Source organism: Delftia sp. WSY_7, from assembly GCF_043104845.1.
Lineage (GTDB): Bacteria > Pseudomonadota > Gammaproteobacteria > Burkholderiales > Burkholderiaceae_C > Comamonas > Comamonas tsuruhatensis.
In genome coordinates this window covers 774,596-790,765 of record NZ_JBICLB010000005.1, presented here as the reverse complement: position 1 = coordinate 790,765, position 16,170 = coordinate 774,596, and the positions used below count along the sequence as shown (strand labels likewise).

At 69.8% G+C, this 16,170-nt stretch carries 13 protein-coding genes; 8 read left to right on the top strand and 5 right to left on the bottom strand.

What is annotated here, in order from left to right:
* Nucleotides 1–50: 50 nt before the first annotated feature.
* The gene (locus tag ACF8ME_RS04860) at nucleotides 51–1,127 is read right to left on the bottom strand and encodes an AraC family transcriptional regulator (RefSeq protein ID WP_212644662.1); all 1,077 of its coding nucleotides are present in this window, start codon (nucleotides 1,125–1,127) and stop codon (nucleotides 51–53) included.
* Nucleotides 1,128–1,263: 136 nt separating this feature from the next.
* Between ACF8ME_RS04860 and ACF8ME_RS04855 the strand changes: the two genes are divergently transcribed.
* A complete protein-coding gene (locus ACF8ME_RS04855; protein WP_047327946.1) occupies nucleotides 1,264–2,982 on the top strand; it encodes an AMP-binding protein in 1,719 nt (572 codons plus the stop codon).
* Between the two features lie 44 nt (nucleotides 2,983–3,026).
* Here the strand turns inward: ACF8ME_RS04855 and ACF8ME_RS04850 are convergent, their stop codons facing one another.
* Nucleotides 3,027–4,760, bottom strand: a complete 1,734-nt coding sequence (locus ACF8ME_RS04850) for a Na+/H+ antiporter (RefSeq protein WP_392415476.1) — start codon at nucleotides 4,758–4,760, stop codon at nucleotides 3,027–3,029.
* Nucleotides 4,761–4,852: 92 nt separating this feature from the next.
* Between ACF8ME_RS04850 and ACF8ME_RS04845 the strand changes: the two genes are divergently transcribed.
* From ACF8ME_RS04845 to ACF8ME_RS04825, 5 genes are all read left to right on the top strand, one after another.
* Nucleotides 4,853–6,460 (top strand): carboxyl transferase domain-containing protein, encoded by a 1,608-nt coding sequence (locus tag ACF8ME_RS04845; protein ID WP_088165663.1) that lies wholly within the window; start codon nucleotides 4,853–4,855, stop codon nucleotides 6,458–6,460.
* Nucleotides 6,461–6,494: 34 nt separating this feature from the next.
* Entirely contained in the window at nucleotides 6,495–7,280 is a 786-nt protein-coding gene (locus ACF8ME_RS04840; protein ID WP_392415474.1) for an enoyl-CoA hydratase/isomerase family protein, read from the top strand.
* Nucleotides 7,281–7,346: 66 nt separating this feature from the next.
* Nucleotides 7,347–8,096 (top strand): DUF4126 domain-containing protein, encoded by a 750-nt coding sequence (locus ACF8ME_RS04835; protein ID WP_392415472.1) that lies wholly within the window; start codon nucleotides 7,347–7,349, stop codon nucleotides 8,094–8,096.
* A gap of 51 nt (nucleotides 8,097–8,147) precedes the next feature.
* Nucleotides 8,148–10,166 (top strand): acetyl/propionyl/methylcrotonyl-CoA carboxylase subunit alpha, encoded by a 2,019-nt coding sequence (locus tag ACF8ME_RS04830; protein ID WP_392415470.1) that lies wholly within the window; start codon nucleotides 8,148–8,150, stop codon nucleotides 10,164–10,166.
* 70 nt (nucleotides 10,167–10,236) lie between these two features.
* Nucleotides 10,237–11,157 (top strand): 2-hydroxyacid dehydrogenase, encoded by a 921-nt coding sequence (locus tag ACF8ME_RS04825; protein WP_392415469.1) that lies wholly within the window; start codon nucleotides 10,237–10,239, stop codon nucleotides 11,155–11,157.
* Between the two features lie 9 nt (nucleotides 11,158–11,166).
* On the opposite strand, the gene ACF8ME_RS04820 is transcribed toward ACF8ME_RS04825, so the two are convergent.
* From ACF8ME_RS04820 to ACF8ME_RS04810, 3 genes are all read right to left on the bottom strand, one after another.
* Nucleotides 11,167–12,201, bottom strand: coding sequence for a Bug family tripartite tricarboxylate transporter substrate binding protein (locus ACF8ME_RS04820; RefSeq protein ID WP_392415467.1), 1,035 nt, complete (start codon nucleotides 12,199–12,201; stop codon nucleotides 11,167–11,169).
* A gap of 76 nt (nucleotides 12,202–12,277) precedes the next feature.
* Nucleotides 12,278–13,159 carry a 3-keto-5-aminohexanoate cleavage protein gene (locus ACF8ME_RS04815; RefSeq protein WP_392415466.1) on the bottom strand — a complete coding sequence of 294 codons (882 nt, stop codon included), beginning with the start codon at nucleotides 13,157–13,159 and terminating at the stop codon, nucleotides 12,278–12,280.
* Nucleotides 13,156–14,118, bottom strand: coding sequence for a 3-hydroxyacyl-CoA dehydrogenase family protein (locus tag ACF8ME_RS04810; protein WP_046241420.1), 963 nt, complete (start codon nucleotides 14,116–14,118; stop codon nucleotides 13,156–13,158). The genes ACF8ME_RS04815 and ACF8ME_RS04810 overlap by 4 nt, the downstream gene beginning before the upstream one ends.
* A gap of 91 nt (nucleotides 14,119–14,209) precedes the next feature.
* Between ACF8ME_RS04810 and ACF8ME_RS04805 the strand changes: the two genes are divergently transcribed.
* Both ACF8ME_RS04805 and ACF8ME_RS04800 read left to right on the top strand, forming a co-directional pair.
* Nucleotides 14,210–15,118, top strand: coding sequence for a LysR family transcriptional regulator (locus tag ACF8ME_RS04805; protein WP_012207762.1), 909 nt, complete (start codon nucleotides 14,210–14,212; stop codon nucleotides 15,116–15,118).
* Nucleotides 15,119–15,227: 109 nt separating this feature from the next.
* Complete coding sequence (locus ACF8ME_RS04800; RefSeq protein ID WP_016452781.1) at nucleotides 15,228–16,169, top strand: hydroxymethylglutaryl-CoA lyase; 942 nt, start codon at nucleotides 15,228–15,230, stop codon at nucleotides 16,167–16,169.
* The last annotated feature ends 1 nt before the right edge of the window (nucleotide 16,170 follow it).

Here is a 16,170-nt window from a genome sequence, read left to right as displayed (position 1 = left end):
GACGGCGGCAGTCGCGCAGGATGCAAATCGCGCCAGGATGCGCACGGCCCTCACTCGGGCCGGGCTCGCGCGCTCTTGCGGAATTCGGAAGGCGACAGCCCCGTCCACAGCCGGAAGGCGCGGATGAAGCTCTTGTCGTTGAGAAACCCGCAGGACTGGGCGATGCGCTTGATGGGCCGGCTGGTGCGCAGCAGCAGGGCCACGGCACGCTCGCGCCGCACCTCGTCCTTGAGCGCCTGCAGCGAGGCGCCTTCTTCCTTGAGCTGGCGATGCAGGCTGCGCTGGGACAGGTGCAGCTGGCGCGCCAGCGTGTCGGCCGTCTGCAGGCATTCGGCGTCGGCCGCCAGCAGCTGGCGCACGCGCTGCACCAGCTGGCGCTCGCGCCGGTAGGGGCGCACCTGCAGCGGCAGGGCGCGCTGCAGCATGCGCTGCAGCGCGGGCTCGTCGCGCGTCAGCGGCATATCCAGAAAACGCGCGTCGAACTGGAGGCAGGCCCGGGCCGCGCCAAACTCCACCTCGCCCGGTGGGAACAGAAGCGCATACACGCCGGCATGCGGCGGGGGATCGAAGGGAAAGCAGGCGCGCCGCAGCGGCAGCGGCTCGTCGATGAACCAGCTGGCCAGGCCGTGGATATTGCGCAGCACCGACAGCAGGCAGAACTCGCGCATGGCGCCCAGCGTGGACAGCTCCTCGATGGCCAGCGTGGCCAAACCGTCTTCCTGCGTCAGCGTGAGGCGGATGTCGTCGGCCAGCAGGCCATGGTGGCGGCACCAGCGCGCCAGCGCCAGGCCCAGCTGCTCGCTGCCCATGCTGGCGCGTGCCAGCATGCCGTAGCTGCCCCAGGGCAGGCGCCGGGAGAACCAGCCCAGGGACTCGTCGTCGAGTTCGCGCATGGCGGCATCGGACAGTGCCTCCATCTGCAGCGCCGTGATGCACTCGTTGCGCTCTTTGACGGAGTCTGGCGCAATTTGTGCCTTCTCCAGGGCGGATAGGGCGCTGATGCCCCGGCGTTCGTAGGCCAGCATAATGGCCTGCACAAAGGCCATGGGCGTGACTGCAGGGTGTGCGGAGGCCATGGTGGCGGCCGCCTGGGGCAGGGGGGTCTTGACCAGCGAGGGGGTGAACATGCTGGCAATTATTGCAACCTTCGTGGCCTGTTCTGCTCGGGGTTGGCCCTTATGCTGCCACGCAATAGCTGCCGTGACGGGGCAGGCCACTGCATTTGCCCGTCCCAGGCGCCGCCGACGACACAGGAGACAACGCATGCCCGCCCAGAACGCCCCGCTCGCTTCCAGCCATGCCCAAGGCCGCACCGATGTGCCGCTGATCGAGCAGACCATCGGCGATTTCTTTGCCGACATGGCGGCCCGCCAGCCCGATCGCGAGGCCCTGGTCAGCCGCCACCAGGGCCTGCGCTACAGCTATGCCGGCCTGCACACCGAGGCGCGCCGCCTGGCCAGCGCGCTGCTGGGCCTGGGGCTGGACAAGGGCGACCGCGTCGGCATCTGGTCGCACAACAACGCCGAATGGGTGCTGATGCAGCTGGCCACGGCCCAGGTCGGCCTGGTGCTGGTCAACATCAACCCGGCCTACCGCACCTCCGAGGTGGAGTACGCGCTCAACAAGGTCGGCTGCAAGGCCCTGGTGACCATGGCGCAGTTCAAGACCAGCGACTACCTGGGCATGCTGCGCGAACTGGCCCCCGAGCTGGCCACGGCCGAGCCCGGCCGCCTGCATTGCGCGCGCCTGCCCCAGCTGCGCAGCGTGGTCTGGATCGACGTGGCAGGCCAGGGCGAAGAGCAGCCCGGCATGCTGCGCTTTTCCAGCCTGCTGGCGCGCGGTGATGCGCAGGATGCGCGCATCGACGCCGTGGCCGCCACGCTCAAGAACACCGACCCCATCAACATCCAGTTCACCAGCGGCACCACGGGCTTTCCCAAGGGCGCCACGCTGACCCACCGCAACATCCTGAACAACGGCTTTTTCATCGGCGAGTGCATGCGGCTGACGCCCGAGGACCGGCTGTGCATTCCCGTGCCGCTGTACCACTGCTTCGGCATGGTGCTGGGCAACCTGGCCTGCTTCACGCATGGCTCGGCCATCGTCTACCCGAATGACGGATTCGATCCGCTGCTGGTGCTGGAGACCGTGCAGGCCGAGCGCTGCACGGGCCTGCACGGCGTGCCCACGATGTTCATCGCCGAGCTGGACCACCCGCGCTTCAAGGAGTTCGACCTGAGCACGCTGCGCACCGGCATCATGGCCGGCTCGCCCTGCCCCATCGAGGTGATGAAGCGCGTGGTCAGCGACATGCATCTGTCCGAGATCACCATCGCCTACGGCATGACCGAGACCAGCCCCGTCAGCTGCCAGAGCGATGCCGACACGCCGCTTCAGCGCCGCGTGTCCACCGTGGGCAAGGTGCAGCCGCACCTGGAGGTGAAGATCGTCGATCCGGCCACGGGCGAGGTCGTGGCGCCCGGCGTCTCGGGCGAGCTGTGCACGCGCGGCTACTCGGTCATGCACGGCTACTGGGGGGACGAGGCCCGCACGCGCGAGGCCATCGACGACGAGGCCTGGATGCACACCGGCGACCTGGCCACCATGGACGAGCAGGGCTACGTGAACATCGTCGGCCGCATCAAGGACATGGTGATCCGCGGCGGCGAGAACATCTACCCGCGCGAGATCGAGGAATTCCTCTACCGCCATCCGCAGGTGCAGGACGTGCAGGTCGTCGGCGTGCCCGACGTGCGCTATGGCGAGGAGCTGTGCGCCTGGATCATCGTCAAGCCCGGCCAGACGCTGACCGAAGACGGCGTGCGCGACTTCTGCAAGGGCCAGATCGCCCACTACAAGGTGCCGCGCTACATCCGCTTCGTCGAGGCCTTCCCGATGACGGTGACCGGCAAGATCCAGAAATTCAAGATCCGCGACGAGATGATCGCCATGCTGGATCTGCGCCCGGCCAGGACCGCCTGAGGGCTGCTTTCATGCGCTGCCGCCAGCTGTCCACCGCGTGCCGCCTAGGGCGTGCCGCCCTCGGGCGCGGCCATGGCCGAGGCTGCAGCGCGGCGCGCCACGACCAGGCGCTTGCGCAGCGAGATCTCCTGCATGTCCAGCTCGCTGACCAGGCGGCGCAGAGACTCGTCGTTGATGCGGTGGGCCTGGCGCTCGGCGTAGAGCGCGTCGCGCTCCTGGTGGATGCAGCGCAGGCGCAGCTCGATCTCCAGCAGGTAGCGCAGCTTGCGCTGGCGCACGACTTCGGGCGCCTCGCGCTGGATCTCGATGCTGGAGGCCGTGCCGCTGCCGTCGTCCAGCAGCTGGACGCGGTTGCGGTACTCCTGCGTCAGGTGGCCCATGACCTCCTGGTGCATGGCCACCCATTCGGGCGTGTGGCCCTGGATCTCTTCCTCGCTCAGCGTCAGCCCGCCAATGGCGGACTGGCAGGCGGCCACGCGCGCCAGGCGTTCCTCGCGCACCGTGGGCGATTCGCCGGGCTGGGGCATGCGGCGCAGGATCAGCGGCAGGGCGATGCTGCCCAGCACCAGGGTGAACAAGATGGTGCCCGTGGCCAGGAAGATCAGCATCTCGCGGCCGGGGAAGGGCTGGCCGTTGTTCAGCAGCATGGGCACGGACAGCGCGCCGGCCAGCGTCACGGCGCCGCGTATGCCGGCCATGGTGGTGGCCAGGTTCAGCAGGTGCGAGGGGCGCTCGGCCATCTTTCCCTGGAAGTGGGCGCGAGCCAGGCTGCGCTGCACGCCCAGGGTCAGCCAGATCCAGCGCATCAGCAGCAGCGCGCTGGAGATGATCACCACATAGCCCACCAGCACCCACCATTCGCTGCCCGCAGCGTGCAGCGTCACGCCGATGATGGAGGGCAGCTGCAGGCCCAGCAGCAGGAAGATGGCGCCGTTGAACGAGGCTTCCACCATGCTCCAGGTGCCCTCGGTCTGCAGCCGCTCGCTGATGTAGCTGCTGCGCTCCAGGTCGGCGAAGTTGGTGGCAATGCCCGCGGCCACGGCCGACAGGATGCCCGACACGCCGATCTTCTCGCCCACGATGTAGGCGGCGAAGGGCAGCAGGATCAGCAGCAGCACCATCTGCGTGGCCGCCACGTCGCCCAGGCGGCGCGTGATGGTGCTGCGCGCATAGGAAAAGCCCCAGCCGATCAGCGTGCCCACGCCCAGGCCGCCCAGGGCCATCCACATGAAATCCTTGGCCACCTCGGTCCACGAGAACAGGCCGGTCAGCGTGGCCGCGATGGCGAATTTCAGCGCCACCAGGCCCGAGGCGTCGTTGAGCAGGGACTCGCCCTCGAGGATGTGCATGGTCTTCTCGGGCATGCCCAGGTTGCGCGTGATGGCCGAGACGGCCACGGCATCGGTGGGCGAGACCACGGCGGCCAGCGCAAAGGCCACGGTCAGCGGCATGCCGGGCACCAGCCAGTGGATCAGCCAGCCCAGCCCCACCACCGTGAACAGCACCAGGCCCAGCGCCAGGCGCAGGATGGGGCGGTACAGCGCAAAGAACTCGCGCTTGGGGATGCGCCAGCCGTCGGCGAACAGCAGCGGCGGGATGAACAGCAGCAGGAACAGCTCGGGATCGAAGGCGATGTGCAGGCCCTTTTGCGGCCAGGCCATCAGCGCTCCCAGGGTGATCTGGATCAGCGGCAGCGGGATGGCGCGCACGTAGCGCGCGGCAATGCCCGTCAACGCTCCCAGCAGCAGGACGAGCAAGACGATTTCAACGGTGTGCATACGGCATTTTCCCCAGGCCGGGCCGCCGTTCTTTGCAGGACATTCGGAAAAACCAAGCGCCCGCATCGGGCAAACACAAGAAGAGGCCACACATGAGCATTCTGGGCACCCAACTCAATCCGCGTTCGGCGGACTTCCTGGCCAATGCCGCGGCCATGCGCGCCGTGGTCGAGGACCTGCAGGCCCAGGTGGCCAAGGTCGCCGAGGGCGGCGGCGAGGCCGCGCGCGCCAAGCACGTGGCGCGCGGCAAGCTGCTGCCGCGCGACCGCGTGGCCATGCTGCTGGACCCGGGCACGCCCTTCCTGGAGATCGCCCCGCTGGCTGCGCTCAACATGTACCGCAACGATGCACCCGGCGCGGGCCTGATCGCCGGCATCGGGCGCGTCAGCGGCGTGGACTGCATGATCGTCTGCAACGACGCCACGGTGAAGGGCGGCACCTACTACCCGATGACGGTGAAGAAGCACCTGCGCGCCCAGGAGATCGCCGCGCAGAACCGCCTACCCTGCATCTACCTGGTGGACTCGGGCGGCGCCAACCTGCCCAACCAGGACGATGTGTTCCCCGACCGCGAGCACTTCGGCCGCATCTTCTTCAACCAGGCCAACATGAGCGCCGAGGGCATTGCCCAGATCGCCGTGGTCATGGGCTCGTGCACGGCCGGCGGCGCCTATGTGCCGGCCATGAGCGACGAGTCCATCATCGTCAAGAACCAGGGCACCATCTTCCTGGGCGGCCCGCCGCTGGTGAAGGCCGCCACGGGCGAGGTGGTCAGCGCCGAGGACCTGGGCGGCGGCGACGTGCACACGCGCCTGTCGGGCGTGGCCGACCACCTGGCCCACAACGACACCCACGCGCTGGCGCTGGCGCGCCAGTCCGTGGCCAACCTCAACCATGCCAAGCAGCCGGCGGCCGGCGACCTGCCGCCCGAGGCGCCGCTGTTCGACGGCGGCGAGCTGTACGGCGTGATCCCCGTGGACACGCGCAAGCCCTTCGATGTGCGCGAGATCATCGCCCGCGTGGTGGACGGCAGCCGCTTCGACGAGTTCAAGGCCCGCTTCGGCGCCACCCTGGTCTGCGGCTTTGCGCGCATCGAGGGCATGCAGGTGGGCATCATCGCCAACAACGGCATCCTGTTCAGCGAATCGGCGGTCAAGGGCGCGCACTTCATCGAGCTGTGCTGCCAGCGCAAGATCCCGCTGGTCTTCCTGCAGAACATCACGGGCTTCATGGTGGGCCGCAAGTACGAGAACGAAGGCATTGCCCGCCACGGCGCCAAGCTGGTCACGGCCGTGGCCACGGCGGCCGTGCCGAAGTTCACCATCATCATCGGCGGCTCCTTCGGCGCGGGCAACTACGGCATGTGCGGCCGCGCCTATTCGCCGCGCTTCCTGTGGATGTGGCCCAACGCGCGCATCTCGGTCATGGGCGGCGAGCAGGCGGCCAGCGTGCTGGCCACCGTCAAGCGCGACGGCATCGAGGCCAAGGGCGGCCAGTGGACGGCCGAGGAGGAAGAGGCCTTCAAGGCCCCCATCCGCCAGCAGTACGAGGATCAGGGCCACCCCTATTACGCGACGGCGCGCCTGTGGGACGATGGCGTCATCGACCCTGCCGACACGCGCCGCGTGCTGGCGCTGGGCCTGGCGGCCACGCGCAACGCGCCCATAGAGGACACGCGCTTCGGCGTGTTCCGCATGTGACGGCGGCCCCTCTTTCCTTGCAGCGAGGTACTTCATGAAAACCACCGCACTGACCCTCGAATTCCAGGGCCCCCTGGCCACCATCACGCTGACCCAGCCCGAAGTGCGCAACGCCTTCAGCGACGAGGTCATCGCCGACATCACCCAGGCCTTCCACTCCGTGGGCAAGCGCAGCGACGTGCGCGCCGTGGTGCTGGCCGCCGAGGGCCCGGCCTTCTGCGCAGGCGCCAACCTCAACTGGATGCGTCGCATGGCCGACTACTCGCGCGACGAGAACCGCGAGGACGCCGGCCTGCTGGCCGAAATGCTGCGCGTGATCTACGAATGCCCGCAGCCCACCATCGCGCGCGTGCAGGGCGATGTCTATGCGGGCGGCATGGGCCTGGTCGCTGCCTGCGACATGGCCGTGGCCGCCGAGGGCGCGGGCTTTTGCCTGTCCGAGGTGAAGATCGGCCTGATCCCCGCCACCATCAGCCCCTACGTGATCCGCGCCATGGGCGCGCGCGCGGCCCACCGCTACTTCCTGACCGGTGAGCGCTTCGACGCGGCCGAGGCGCTGCGCATCGGCTTCGTGCACCGCGTGGTGGCGGCAGACGAGCTGGACAACGCCGTGGACGGCCTGCTCAAGCACCTGGTCAGCGCCGGTCCCGCCGCCGCCCGCGCCTGCAAGCGCCTGGTGATCGACATGGCCGAGCGCGAGATCAACGAGCAACTGATCGCCGCCACCGTCGAAGGCATCGCCGACATCCGCGCCAGCGCCGAGGGCAAGGAGGGCGTGCAGGCCTTCCTGCAAAAGCGCAAGCCGGCCTGGCTGGCCTGACACGCGCGGGCTGCCCATTCATCGCGCGACCACCGAGCAACGCCGAGCCAACGCCGAGCCAACACCATGAGCACCCTGACCGACTCCCTCGTCCAGTGGCTGCAGTCCGTGGGCCTGTACCCGGGCCCGGCCGTGCACCACACGGTCACCGAGGCGGCTGGCGAAGTGGCCGAGCGCGTGGGCCAGGCCACCAGCGGCATGGACATGGCCGGCCTGCTGGCGCTGGCCGCCGCACTGGGCTGGGCCAGCGGCTTTAGGCTCTACGCCGTGGTCTTCGTGACCGGGCTGCTGGGGGCGCTGGGCTGGGTGGCGCTGCCGGGCGGGCTGCATGTGCTGGAGCATCCGGCCCTGCTGTTCGCCAGCGGCGCGCTGCTGTTCGTGGAGTTCTTCGCCGACAAGATCCCCGGCGTGGACTCGGTCTGGGACCTGCTGCAAAGCGTGATCCGCATCCCGGCGGGCGCGGCGCTGGCGGCCGGCGTCTTCGGCGCCGACAGCGCGACCATGGCCACCATGGCGGCCCTGATGGGCGGCTCGCTGGCCCTGTCCAGCCAGGTGGCCAAGAGCACGGCGCGCGCGGCCATCAACACCTCGCCCGAGCCGTTTTCCAACGTGGGCGCGAGCCTGGTGGAGGACGGTGCCTCGGTGGGCGCGATCTGGCTGGCGCTCACGCACCCGCTGGCCTTCGCCGCCGTGCTGCTGGTCGTGGTCATCGCGCTGTGGCTGCTGACCTGGGCGCTGTGGCGCTTTCTCAAGGCCGTGGTGCAGCGCCTGCGCGCGCTGTTCGGCGGGTCTCCCGCGATGAATCAAAAACCATAGCCGCCGGTCGCCGAATGACCGGGGCTGCAGAGAAAACACTGGAGATAACGCATGTTCAAGAAGATCCTGATCGCCAACCGCGGTGAAATCGCCTGCCGCGTCGCGGCTTCCGCCCGCCGCATGGGCGTGCGCACCGTGGCCGTGTACTCGGACGCCGATGCCCGCGCCAAGCATGTGCAGGCCTGCGACGAGGCCGTGCACATCGGCGGCAGCGCCCCCAAGGACAGCTATCTGCGCTGGGAACGCATCCTGGAGGCCGCCAAGGCCACGGGCGCCCAGGCCATCCACCCCGGCTACGGTTTTCTCAGCGAGAACGAGGAATTCGCCCAGGCCTGCGCCGATGCCGGCCTGGTCTTCATCGGCCCGCCGCCCTCGGCCATCCGCGCCATGGGCCTGAAGGCGGCCTCCAAGCAGCTCATGGAAAAGGCCGGCGTGCCCCTGGTGCCCGGCTACCACGGAGCCGACCAGGACCCGCAGCTGCTGCAGCGCGAGGCCGACCGCATCGGCTACCCGGTGCTGATCAAGGCCAGCGCCGGCGGCGGCGGCAAGGGCATGCGCCTGGTCGAGCGCAGCGAGGACTTTGCCGCCGCCCTGGCCAGTTGCCAGCGCGAGGCCATCAACAGCTTCGGCGATGACGCCGTGCTGGTCGAGAAATACGTGCTGCGCCCGCGCCACATCGAGATCCAGGTCTTTGGCGACACCCAGGGCAACTGCGTCTACCTGTTCGAGCGCGACTGCTCGGTGCAGCGCCGCCACCAGAAAGTGCTGGAGGAGTCCCCCGCGCCCGGCATGACGCCCGCGCTGCGCCAGAAGATGGGCGAGGCCGCCGTGGCCGCCGCCCAGGCCGTGAACTACGTGGGCGCGGGCACGGTGGAATTCATCGTCGAGCAGCCCGGCGGCTACGACCAGCCCGAGGCCATGAAGTTCTACTTCATGGAGATGAACACCCGCCTGCAGGTCGAGCATCCGGTGACCGAGGCCATCACGGGCGAGGACCTGGTGGACTGGCAGCTGCGCGTGGCCAGCGGCCTGCCCCTGCCCAAGCGCCAGGACGAGCTGCGCATCACCGGCCATGCCATCGAGGCGCGCATCTGCGCCGAAAACCCCGACAACGGCTTCCTGCCCGCCACCGGCACCCTGCATGTCTACCGCAAGCCCGACTGCGCCAGCTTCCATGTCGGCGACGTGCGCGTGGACGACGGCGTGCGCGAGGGCGATGCCATCAGCCCCTTCTACGACTCCATGATCGCCAAGCTCATCGTGCATGGCGACACGCGCGAACAGGCGCTGGCGCGGCTCGATGCCGCCCTGGCCGAGACACGCATCGTGGGCCTGGCCACCAATGTGCAGTTCCTGCGCCAGGTCATCGCCAGCGATGCCTTTGCAACCGCCAAGCTGGACACGGCGCTGATCGAGCGCGAGAAGCAGCATCTGTTCCACCAGCAGCGCCTGCCGCAGGCCCAGGCCGTGGCCGCCGCCGTGGCCCTGGTACTGCAGGCCGAGCGCGCGCAGGAAACCGCCGACCCCTTCAGCCGCCGCGACGGCTGGCGCTCGCACGGCGTGGCCGAGCGGCGCTGGGACTTCCGCCAGGGCGAGGCCGCCGTGCCCGCGCGCCTGCGCTACCTGCATGACGGCGCGCTGCAACTGGCCGTGGGCGAGGGCGAGTCCCTCGCCGAGGGCCTGCTGTCCTGGCAACAGGCCGGGGACGGCGCCTTCGACGTGCAATTCGCGGGCCAGCGCCTGCGCGCCCAGGTCCATGTGCTGGGCGAGCAATGCCATGTGTTCGCTCCCCAGGGCGCGGCCGTGCTGGGCCTGGCCGATCCGCTGGCCCATGCGGGCGATGTGCATTCGGAAGGCGGCCGCCTGACGGCGCCCATGCCGGGCAAGGTGGTCTCCTTTGCCGTCAAGGCCGGCGACAAGGTCAGCAAGGGCCAGCCGCTGGCCGTGATGGAGGCCATGAAGATGGAGCACACCATCGCCGCGCCCGGCGACGGCGTGGTGGCCGAGCTGCTGTACGCGCCCGGCGACCAGGTGACCGAAGGCTCCGAGCTGCTGCGCCTGGAAAGCTGAGCCCGCAGGCAAGACAGTTTTGCGTAAAAGTCGCGCGTGGGCGTCGCCAGGCCGTTAGGCTTGGCCCCCTATGCGAGTGACTTTCTGCTGCGAAGACACCAGGCCCGACGCCTGGCTGCAAGGACTGCGCGCGGCCCTGCCGGGCGCCGAGGTGGACATCTGGTCGCCGGGCGCGCCGCAGGCCGACTACGCCCTGGTCTGGGCGCCACCCCAGCGCTTCATCGACGAGCAGCCGGGCCTCAAGGCCGTGTTCAACATCGGCGCGGGTGTCGATGCGCTGCTGCCGCTGCGCCTGCCGGCCGACCTTCCCGTCTACCGCCTGGAGGACGCCGGCATGGCCGTGCAGATGGCCGAATACGTCAGCCAGGCCGTGATCCGCTTCTTCCGTGGCCTGGACGGCTACGAGGCCGACATGGCCGCCGGCCTGTGGCAGCACCGGCCCAATCCTCGGCGCGTGGACTTCCCCGTGGGCGTCATGGGGCTGGGCCGCATGGGCGAGCGCGTGGCGCGCGCGCTGACGGTGTTCGATTTCCCCGTCAACGGCTGGAGCCGTACGCCGCATGCCATCGATGGCGTGCGTGGCTTCTGCGGCCCGCAGGACTTCGACGCCTTTCTGCGCGCCACCCGCATCCTCGTCAACCTGCTGCCGCTGACACCCGAGACCGACAGCATCATCGACGCGCGCAGCCTGGCCCTGCTGCAGCCGGGCGCCTATGTCATCAACGTGGGACGCGGCGGCCATGTGGCGGACGAGGACCTCGTCGCCGCCATCGACGGGGGCCATGTGTCCGGCGCGTTGCTCGATGTGTTCCGCACCGAGCCGCTGCCCGACGGCCATGTCTTCTGGCGACATCCGCGCATCACGCTCACGCCCCACACCTCGGCCCGCACCCTGGCGCGCGACAGCGTGGAGCAGATCGTGGGCAAGGTCGCGGCGCTGAGCCGGGGCGAGGCCGTGAGCGGCCGCGTGGACCTGCAGCGCGGCTACTGACGGGCGCGCTCAGTCCAGCGTCACGCCGGTGCTGCGCACCAGCGCGCCCAGGCGCTGGGAGTCGCTCCTGATCAAGGCACCGAATTCGGCGGCCGTGCCGCCCACGGCCGGCGTGCCTATGGCCTCCCAGCGCGTGCGAAAGGCCGGGTCCTTGAAGATGGCGTTGACCGTGGCATTGAGTTTGTCGATGGCGGAGGGCGGCGTGCCCGCGCGCACGGCAATGCCATGCCAGCCCGTGATCTGGTAGCCGGGCACGCCGGCCTGGGCCATGGTGGGCACGTCGGGCAGCACCTTGGTGCGCTCGGCCGAGGTGACGGCCAGCGGGATCAGGCGCCCGCCCTGGATGTGCTGCAGCGAGCTGCCCACGATGTCGAACATCACGCCCACCTGGCCGCCGATCAGGTCGTTGAGTGCCGGTCCCGCACCCCGGTAGGGGACATGGCCCAGCTTGACTTGCTCCATGGAGTTGAACAGCTCGCCCGCCAGGTGCTGGGGCGTGCCGTTGCCGGCCGAGGCAAAGCTCAGTGTCTTGCCCGTTTTGGCCAGGGCCAGCAGCTCGGCCACGGTCTTGACGCCCAGCGAGGGGTGGACCTCCAGCACCAGCGGGAAGGCCGACAGCTGCACCACGGGCTCCAGGTCCTTGAGCGGGTTGAAGGGCATGCTCTTGTACAGCGAGGAATTCACGGCCATGGGGCCGCTGGCGGCAAGCAGCAGGGTGTGGCCGTCGGCGGGCGCCTGGCGGGCCACCTCGGCGCTGCCCAGGTTGCCGCCCGCGCCGCTCTTGTTCTCCACGATGACGGTCACGCCCAGGCGCTGCTGCAGCTCGGGCTGCAGCATGCGTGCCATCAGGTCGGTGGGGCCGCCGGGCGGGTAGGGCACGACGAAGCGGATGGTCTTGCTGGGGAACGCCGGCGACGGGGTCTGGGCCGAGGCCTGGCCCGCCAGGCCCAGGGCCATGAAGGCCAGGGGAATCGCCGTGAATGCGGTGGCTGCCTTGATTTTGGCGATGGCGTCACGCCGCGTGCCGTGGGTGGGCTGTTGCATGGTTGTGTCTCCTGCCTGTGGTTGGAATGGAAGGCCCGTCTTGTGCGGGCTCATGGGCCTGTAAGGCGCCTGGTGCTCAGCCCGGTGTGAAGCGCCGGCGTATGTCGTCGGCCGTGGCCAGGGGGCGGCCCAGCGCCTGGGCGGACACCACGGCCTGGCGGACCAGGGCGGCGTTGTCGGGCGCGGTGTGGCCGTCCTTGGCCAGCAGGTTGTTCTCGAAGCCCACGCGCGCATGGCCGCCAAACGCGGCGGCTGCCGCGATGCAGGTGTTTTCCGTGGCGCCGAAGGCGCACACGGCCCAGGGCTCGCCGCCGTCATGCGCCGCAAGAAACGGCAGCAGGTCCTGGGGCCGCGAGGTCTGGCCCGCGCTGTAGCGGCCCAGCACGAAAAGCAGGAACCACGGCGCCTCGGGCACCACGCCCTGGGCGCGCAGCGCCTGCCAGCGGCGCAGGTCGGCCACGTCGTAGAGGATGACCTGCACCATGACCTGGTCGCGCACCAGGCCCGTGAAAAAGTGCGCCAGTCCCGCATCGCCGATCTCGGGCCGGTCGATCTCGCGCAGGCCGATGGAGACGGCCTCGGGCCGCAGCGCCTGCACCATGGCGATCTGCTCGGGCGCGCGGTAGACGCCGGCCGCCTCGCTGGTGATCTGCACCACCATGTCCGTGCCCACGGCCTCGCGCACCACGCGCCAGGCTTCGCGGTAGCCGTCCACATCCAGGCTGTGGCGCCCCTGGGCGTCGCGGATGTGCATGTGGATCATGGCCGCGCCGGCATCCAGGCAGGCGCGTGCCGTGGCGGCCAGCCTCTGTGGCGTGATCGGCAGTGCAGGGTGGTCGGCCGGCTGCTTGTAGGCGCCGTTGGGGGCCACGGTGACGATCAGCGGGTCGCTCCACTGCGACGTGGTTGACGTGGGCGATGTGGGCGACGTGGTTGACGTGGGGACCGGCGTGCTCATGGCGTGTCCTGTGCCTGCTCCGGCACCGGCAGCTCGCTGGCCAGCAGGGCCAGGCCCTGGCGCAGCAGCGCGTCGTAGCGGGCACGCTCGGCCAGGCGGCGGTCCTCGGGCCAGTCGAAGAAGCCCTTTCCGGTCTTCATGCCCAGATCGCCACGCGCCACGCGATCGCGCAGGGCCTGGGCCGGCACATCGGTGTTGGACAGCGTGGGGTACATGGTGGCGGCCGCCGCGCAGTGCACCTCGATGCCCGCATGGTCGCGCTGCAGCACGGGACCGGCTGCCAGGAAGCGGAAGCCGAAGCCGAAGCGCACGGCGGCATCCACATCCTCGGGCGAGGCAATGCCCTCGTCGATGAGGGCGAAGGCCTCGCGCGACAGCGCATGCTGCATGCGGTTGGCCAGAAAGCCGGGCTTGTCCTTCTTCACCAGCACCGGCACGCTGCCGCAGCCGCGCATGAAGGCGTGCAGCCACTGGCCCAGGGCCGGGTCGCTGCGCTCTCCCAGCACCACTTCCACCAGTGGCACCAAATGGGCGGGCATGAAGAAGTGCAGGCCCAGCATGCGCTGCGCCGTGGGCAGGCCGCTGGCGATGGCGCTGATGGGAAAGCCCGAGCTGTTGCTGGCCAGCACGGCGTCGGCCGGCGCATGCGCCTGCAGCTCGGCGAACAGCGCCTGCTTGGCGTCCAGCCGCTCGGTGATGCATTCCACCACCAGGGCGACGCCGTCCCAGGCCACATCCTCCAGCGCCGCGCAGACCGAGACCTGGGACGCGCACCGGGCAAAGCCGGCCGTGGCCAGCTCGATGGCAATGTGCTGCAGCAGCAGCTCGCGCCGTGCCGCGCCGGGGTCGACCACGGTCACCAGGGCGCCGCCCCGGGCCAAGACCACGGCCACATCGGCACCCATGGTGCCTCCCCCGACGACCACCGTGCGCGCGTGGCGCGGCGAACTGCTGTGCATGCTGTCTCCTGCTGATTTCATGGATTTGAGGCGCAGTCTAGGCAGCCGTCATTGAACGGTAAAGACGCATTTTTCGATAAACTGATCGGCCATGAAGATCAATTGGTCGGCCCGCGAGGTCGATGTCTTTCTGGCGCTGGCCGATTCGCTGAGCTTTCGGCGCACGGCGCTGCAGATGCACCTGTCGCAGTCGGCCGTCTCGGGCACGCTGGCGCGGCTGGAAGAGATGCTGGGCGCGCGCCTGTTCGAGCGCACCACGCGCGCCGTGGAACTGACCCAGGCCGGCGAGGTCTTCGCCGAGCAGGCGCGCATCCTGCGCCACCAGATGGACGAGACCGTGCGCCGCGTGCAGGAGGTGGCCCAGGTGCAGGTGGGGCGGCTGGCGCTGGCGGCCCTGCCTTCGCTGGCTGCGGGCTTGCTGCCCCGCGTGCTGGCGCGCTTCGCGGCCGAGCATCCGGGCGTGCACCTGGAGCTGTTCGACAGCCTGGCCGGGCCGGCCTTCGACATGGTGCGCGCAGGCCGCGTGGACTTTGCGCTCACGGCGGCCAACCCCGCCTATGCCGACCTGGACTACCTGCCCCTGGCCTCCGACCGCTTCGTGCTGCTGCTGGGCCGCGGTCATGCGCTGGCGCGCGGGCGCGGCGATCTGGGCTGGGCCGACGTGGCCCATCTGCCCCACATCTCCATGCCGGCCGGCACCAGCGTGCGGCAGTACGCCGACGAGGCCCTGCTGACCCACGGCATACGCTTTGCGCCCCAGTACGCCGTGGAACACCTGGCCACCATCGCGGCCATGGTGGCTGCCGATCTGGGCGTGAGCGCGCTGCCGCTGCTGGCCGCGCAGGTGGTGCAGCGGCCGGAGGTGGTGGCGCGCCCGCTGGCACGGCCGGTGCTGCGCCGCCCCATCGGCCTGGTGCGCCTGAGCGGCCGCCGCCTGTCGCCGGCTGCCGCGCGCATGGTGGAGATGCTGCGCGAGGAAATGGCGGCCCTGCCGGGCTGAACGGGGCGCTGGCAGCCGTTGTGCATGGCCCGGCAGGATATGGGGTGGTGCCCGGGCCTGCAAGCCTGGACAATAGGGGCCGTACCCGTCATCCCGGTGAGAACACCCCATGAGCATTCCTTCCCGCGTCAAACTCGTCGATGTAGGCCCCCGCGACGGCCTGCAGAATGAAAAACAGCCCGTGCCCGCCGCCGTCAAGATCGAGCTGGTGCACCGCCTGCAGGAAGCCGGCCTCAAGGAAATCGAGGTCACCAGCTACGTCAGCCCCAAATGGGTGCCGCAGATGGCCGACAACGCCGAAGTCATGGCCGGCATCGTCCGCCGCCCCGGCGTGCGCTACAGCGTGCTCACGCCCAACATGAAGGGCCTGGAGGCCGCGCTGTCGGCGCCGCGCGAACTGTGGCCCGACGAGATCGTGGTCTTCGGCGCGGCCAGCGAGGCCTTCAGCCAGAAGAACATCAACTGCTCCATTGCCGAAAGCATCGAGCGCTTCGCCCCCGTGGCCGAGGCCGCACGCGCCCAGGGCATCTACGTGCGCGGCGCCATGAGCTGCACCGTGGGCTGCCCCTACGAAGGCGAGATCGCCCCCGAGCGCGTGGCCTACCTGGCCGGCCTCATGAAGGGCATCGGCGTGCAGCATGTGGGCGTGGCCGACACCATCGGCGTGGGCACGCCCGTCAAGGTGCGCAAGGCCATCGAGGCCACGCTGCAGCACTTCGCCATCGACGATGTCTCGGGCCACTTCCACGACACCTACGGCCAGGCCGTGTCCAACACGCTGGCCGCGCTGTCGCTGGGCGTGTGGCAGTTCGACACCTCGGTGGCGGGCCTGGGCGGCTGCCCCTACGCCAAGGGCGCCACAGGCAATGTGGCCACCGAGGACGTGGTCTACATGCTGCAGGGCATGGGCATAGAGACCGGCATCGACCTGGACAAGCTGATTGACGCCGGCCAGTTCATCAGCGACCACCTGGGCCGCCCCACGCAGTCGCGCGTGGCCAAGGCACTGCTCACCAAGCGCGCCAGCGCGTCTGCATGCGAGGCGGTGTGAG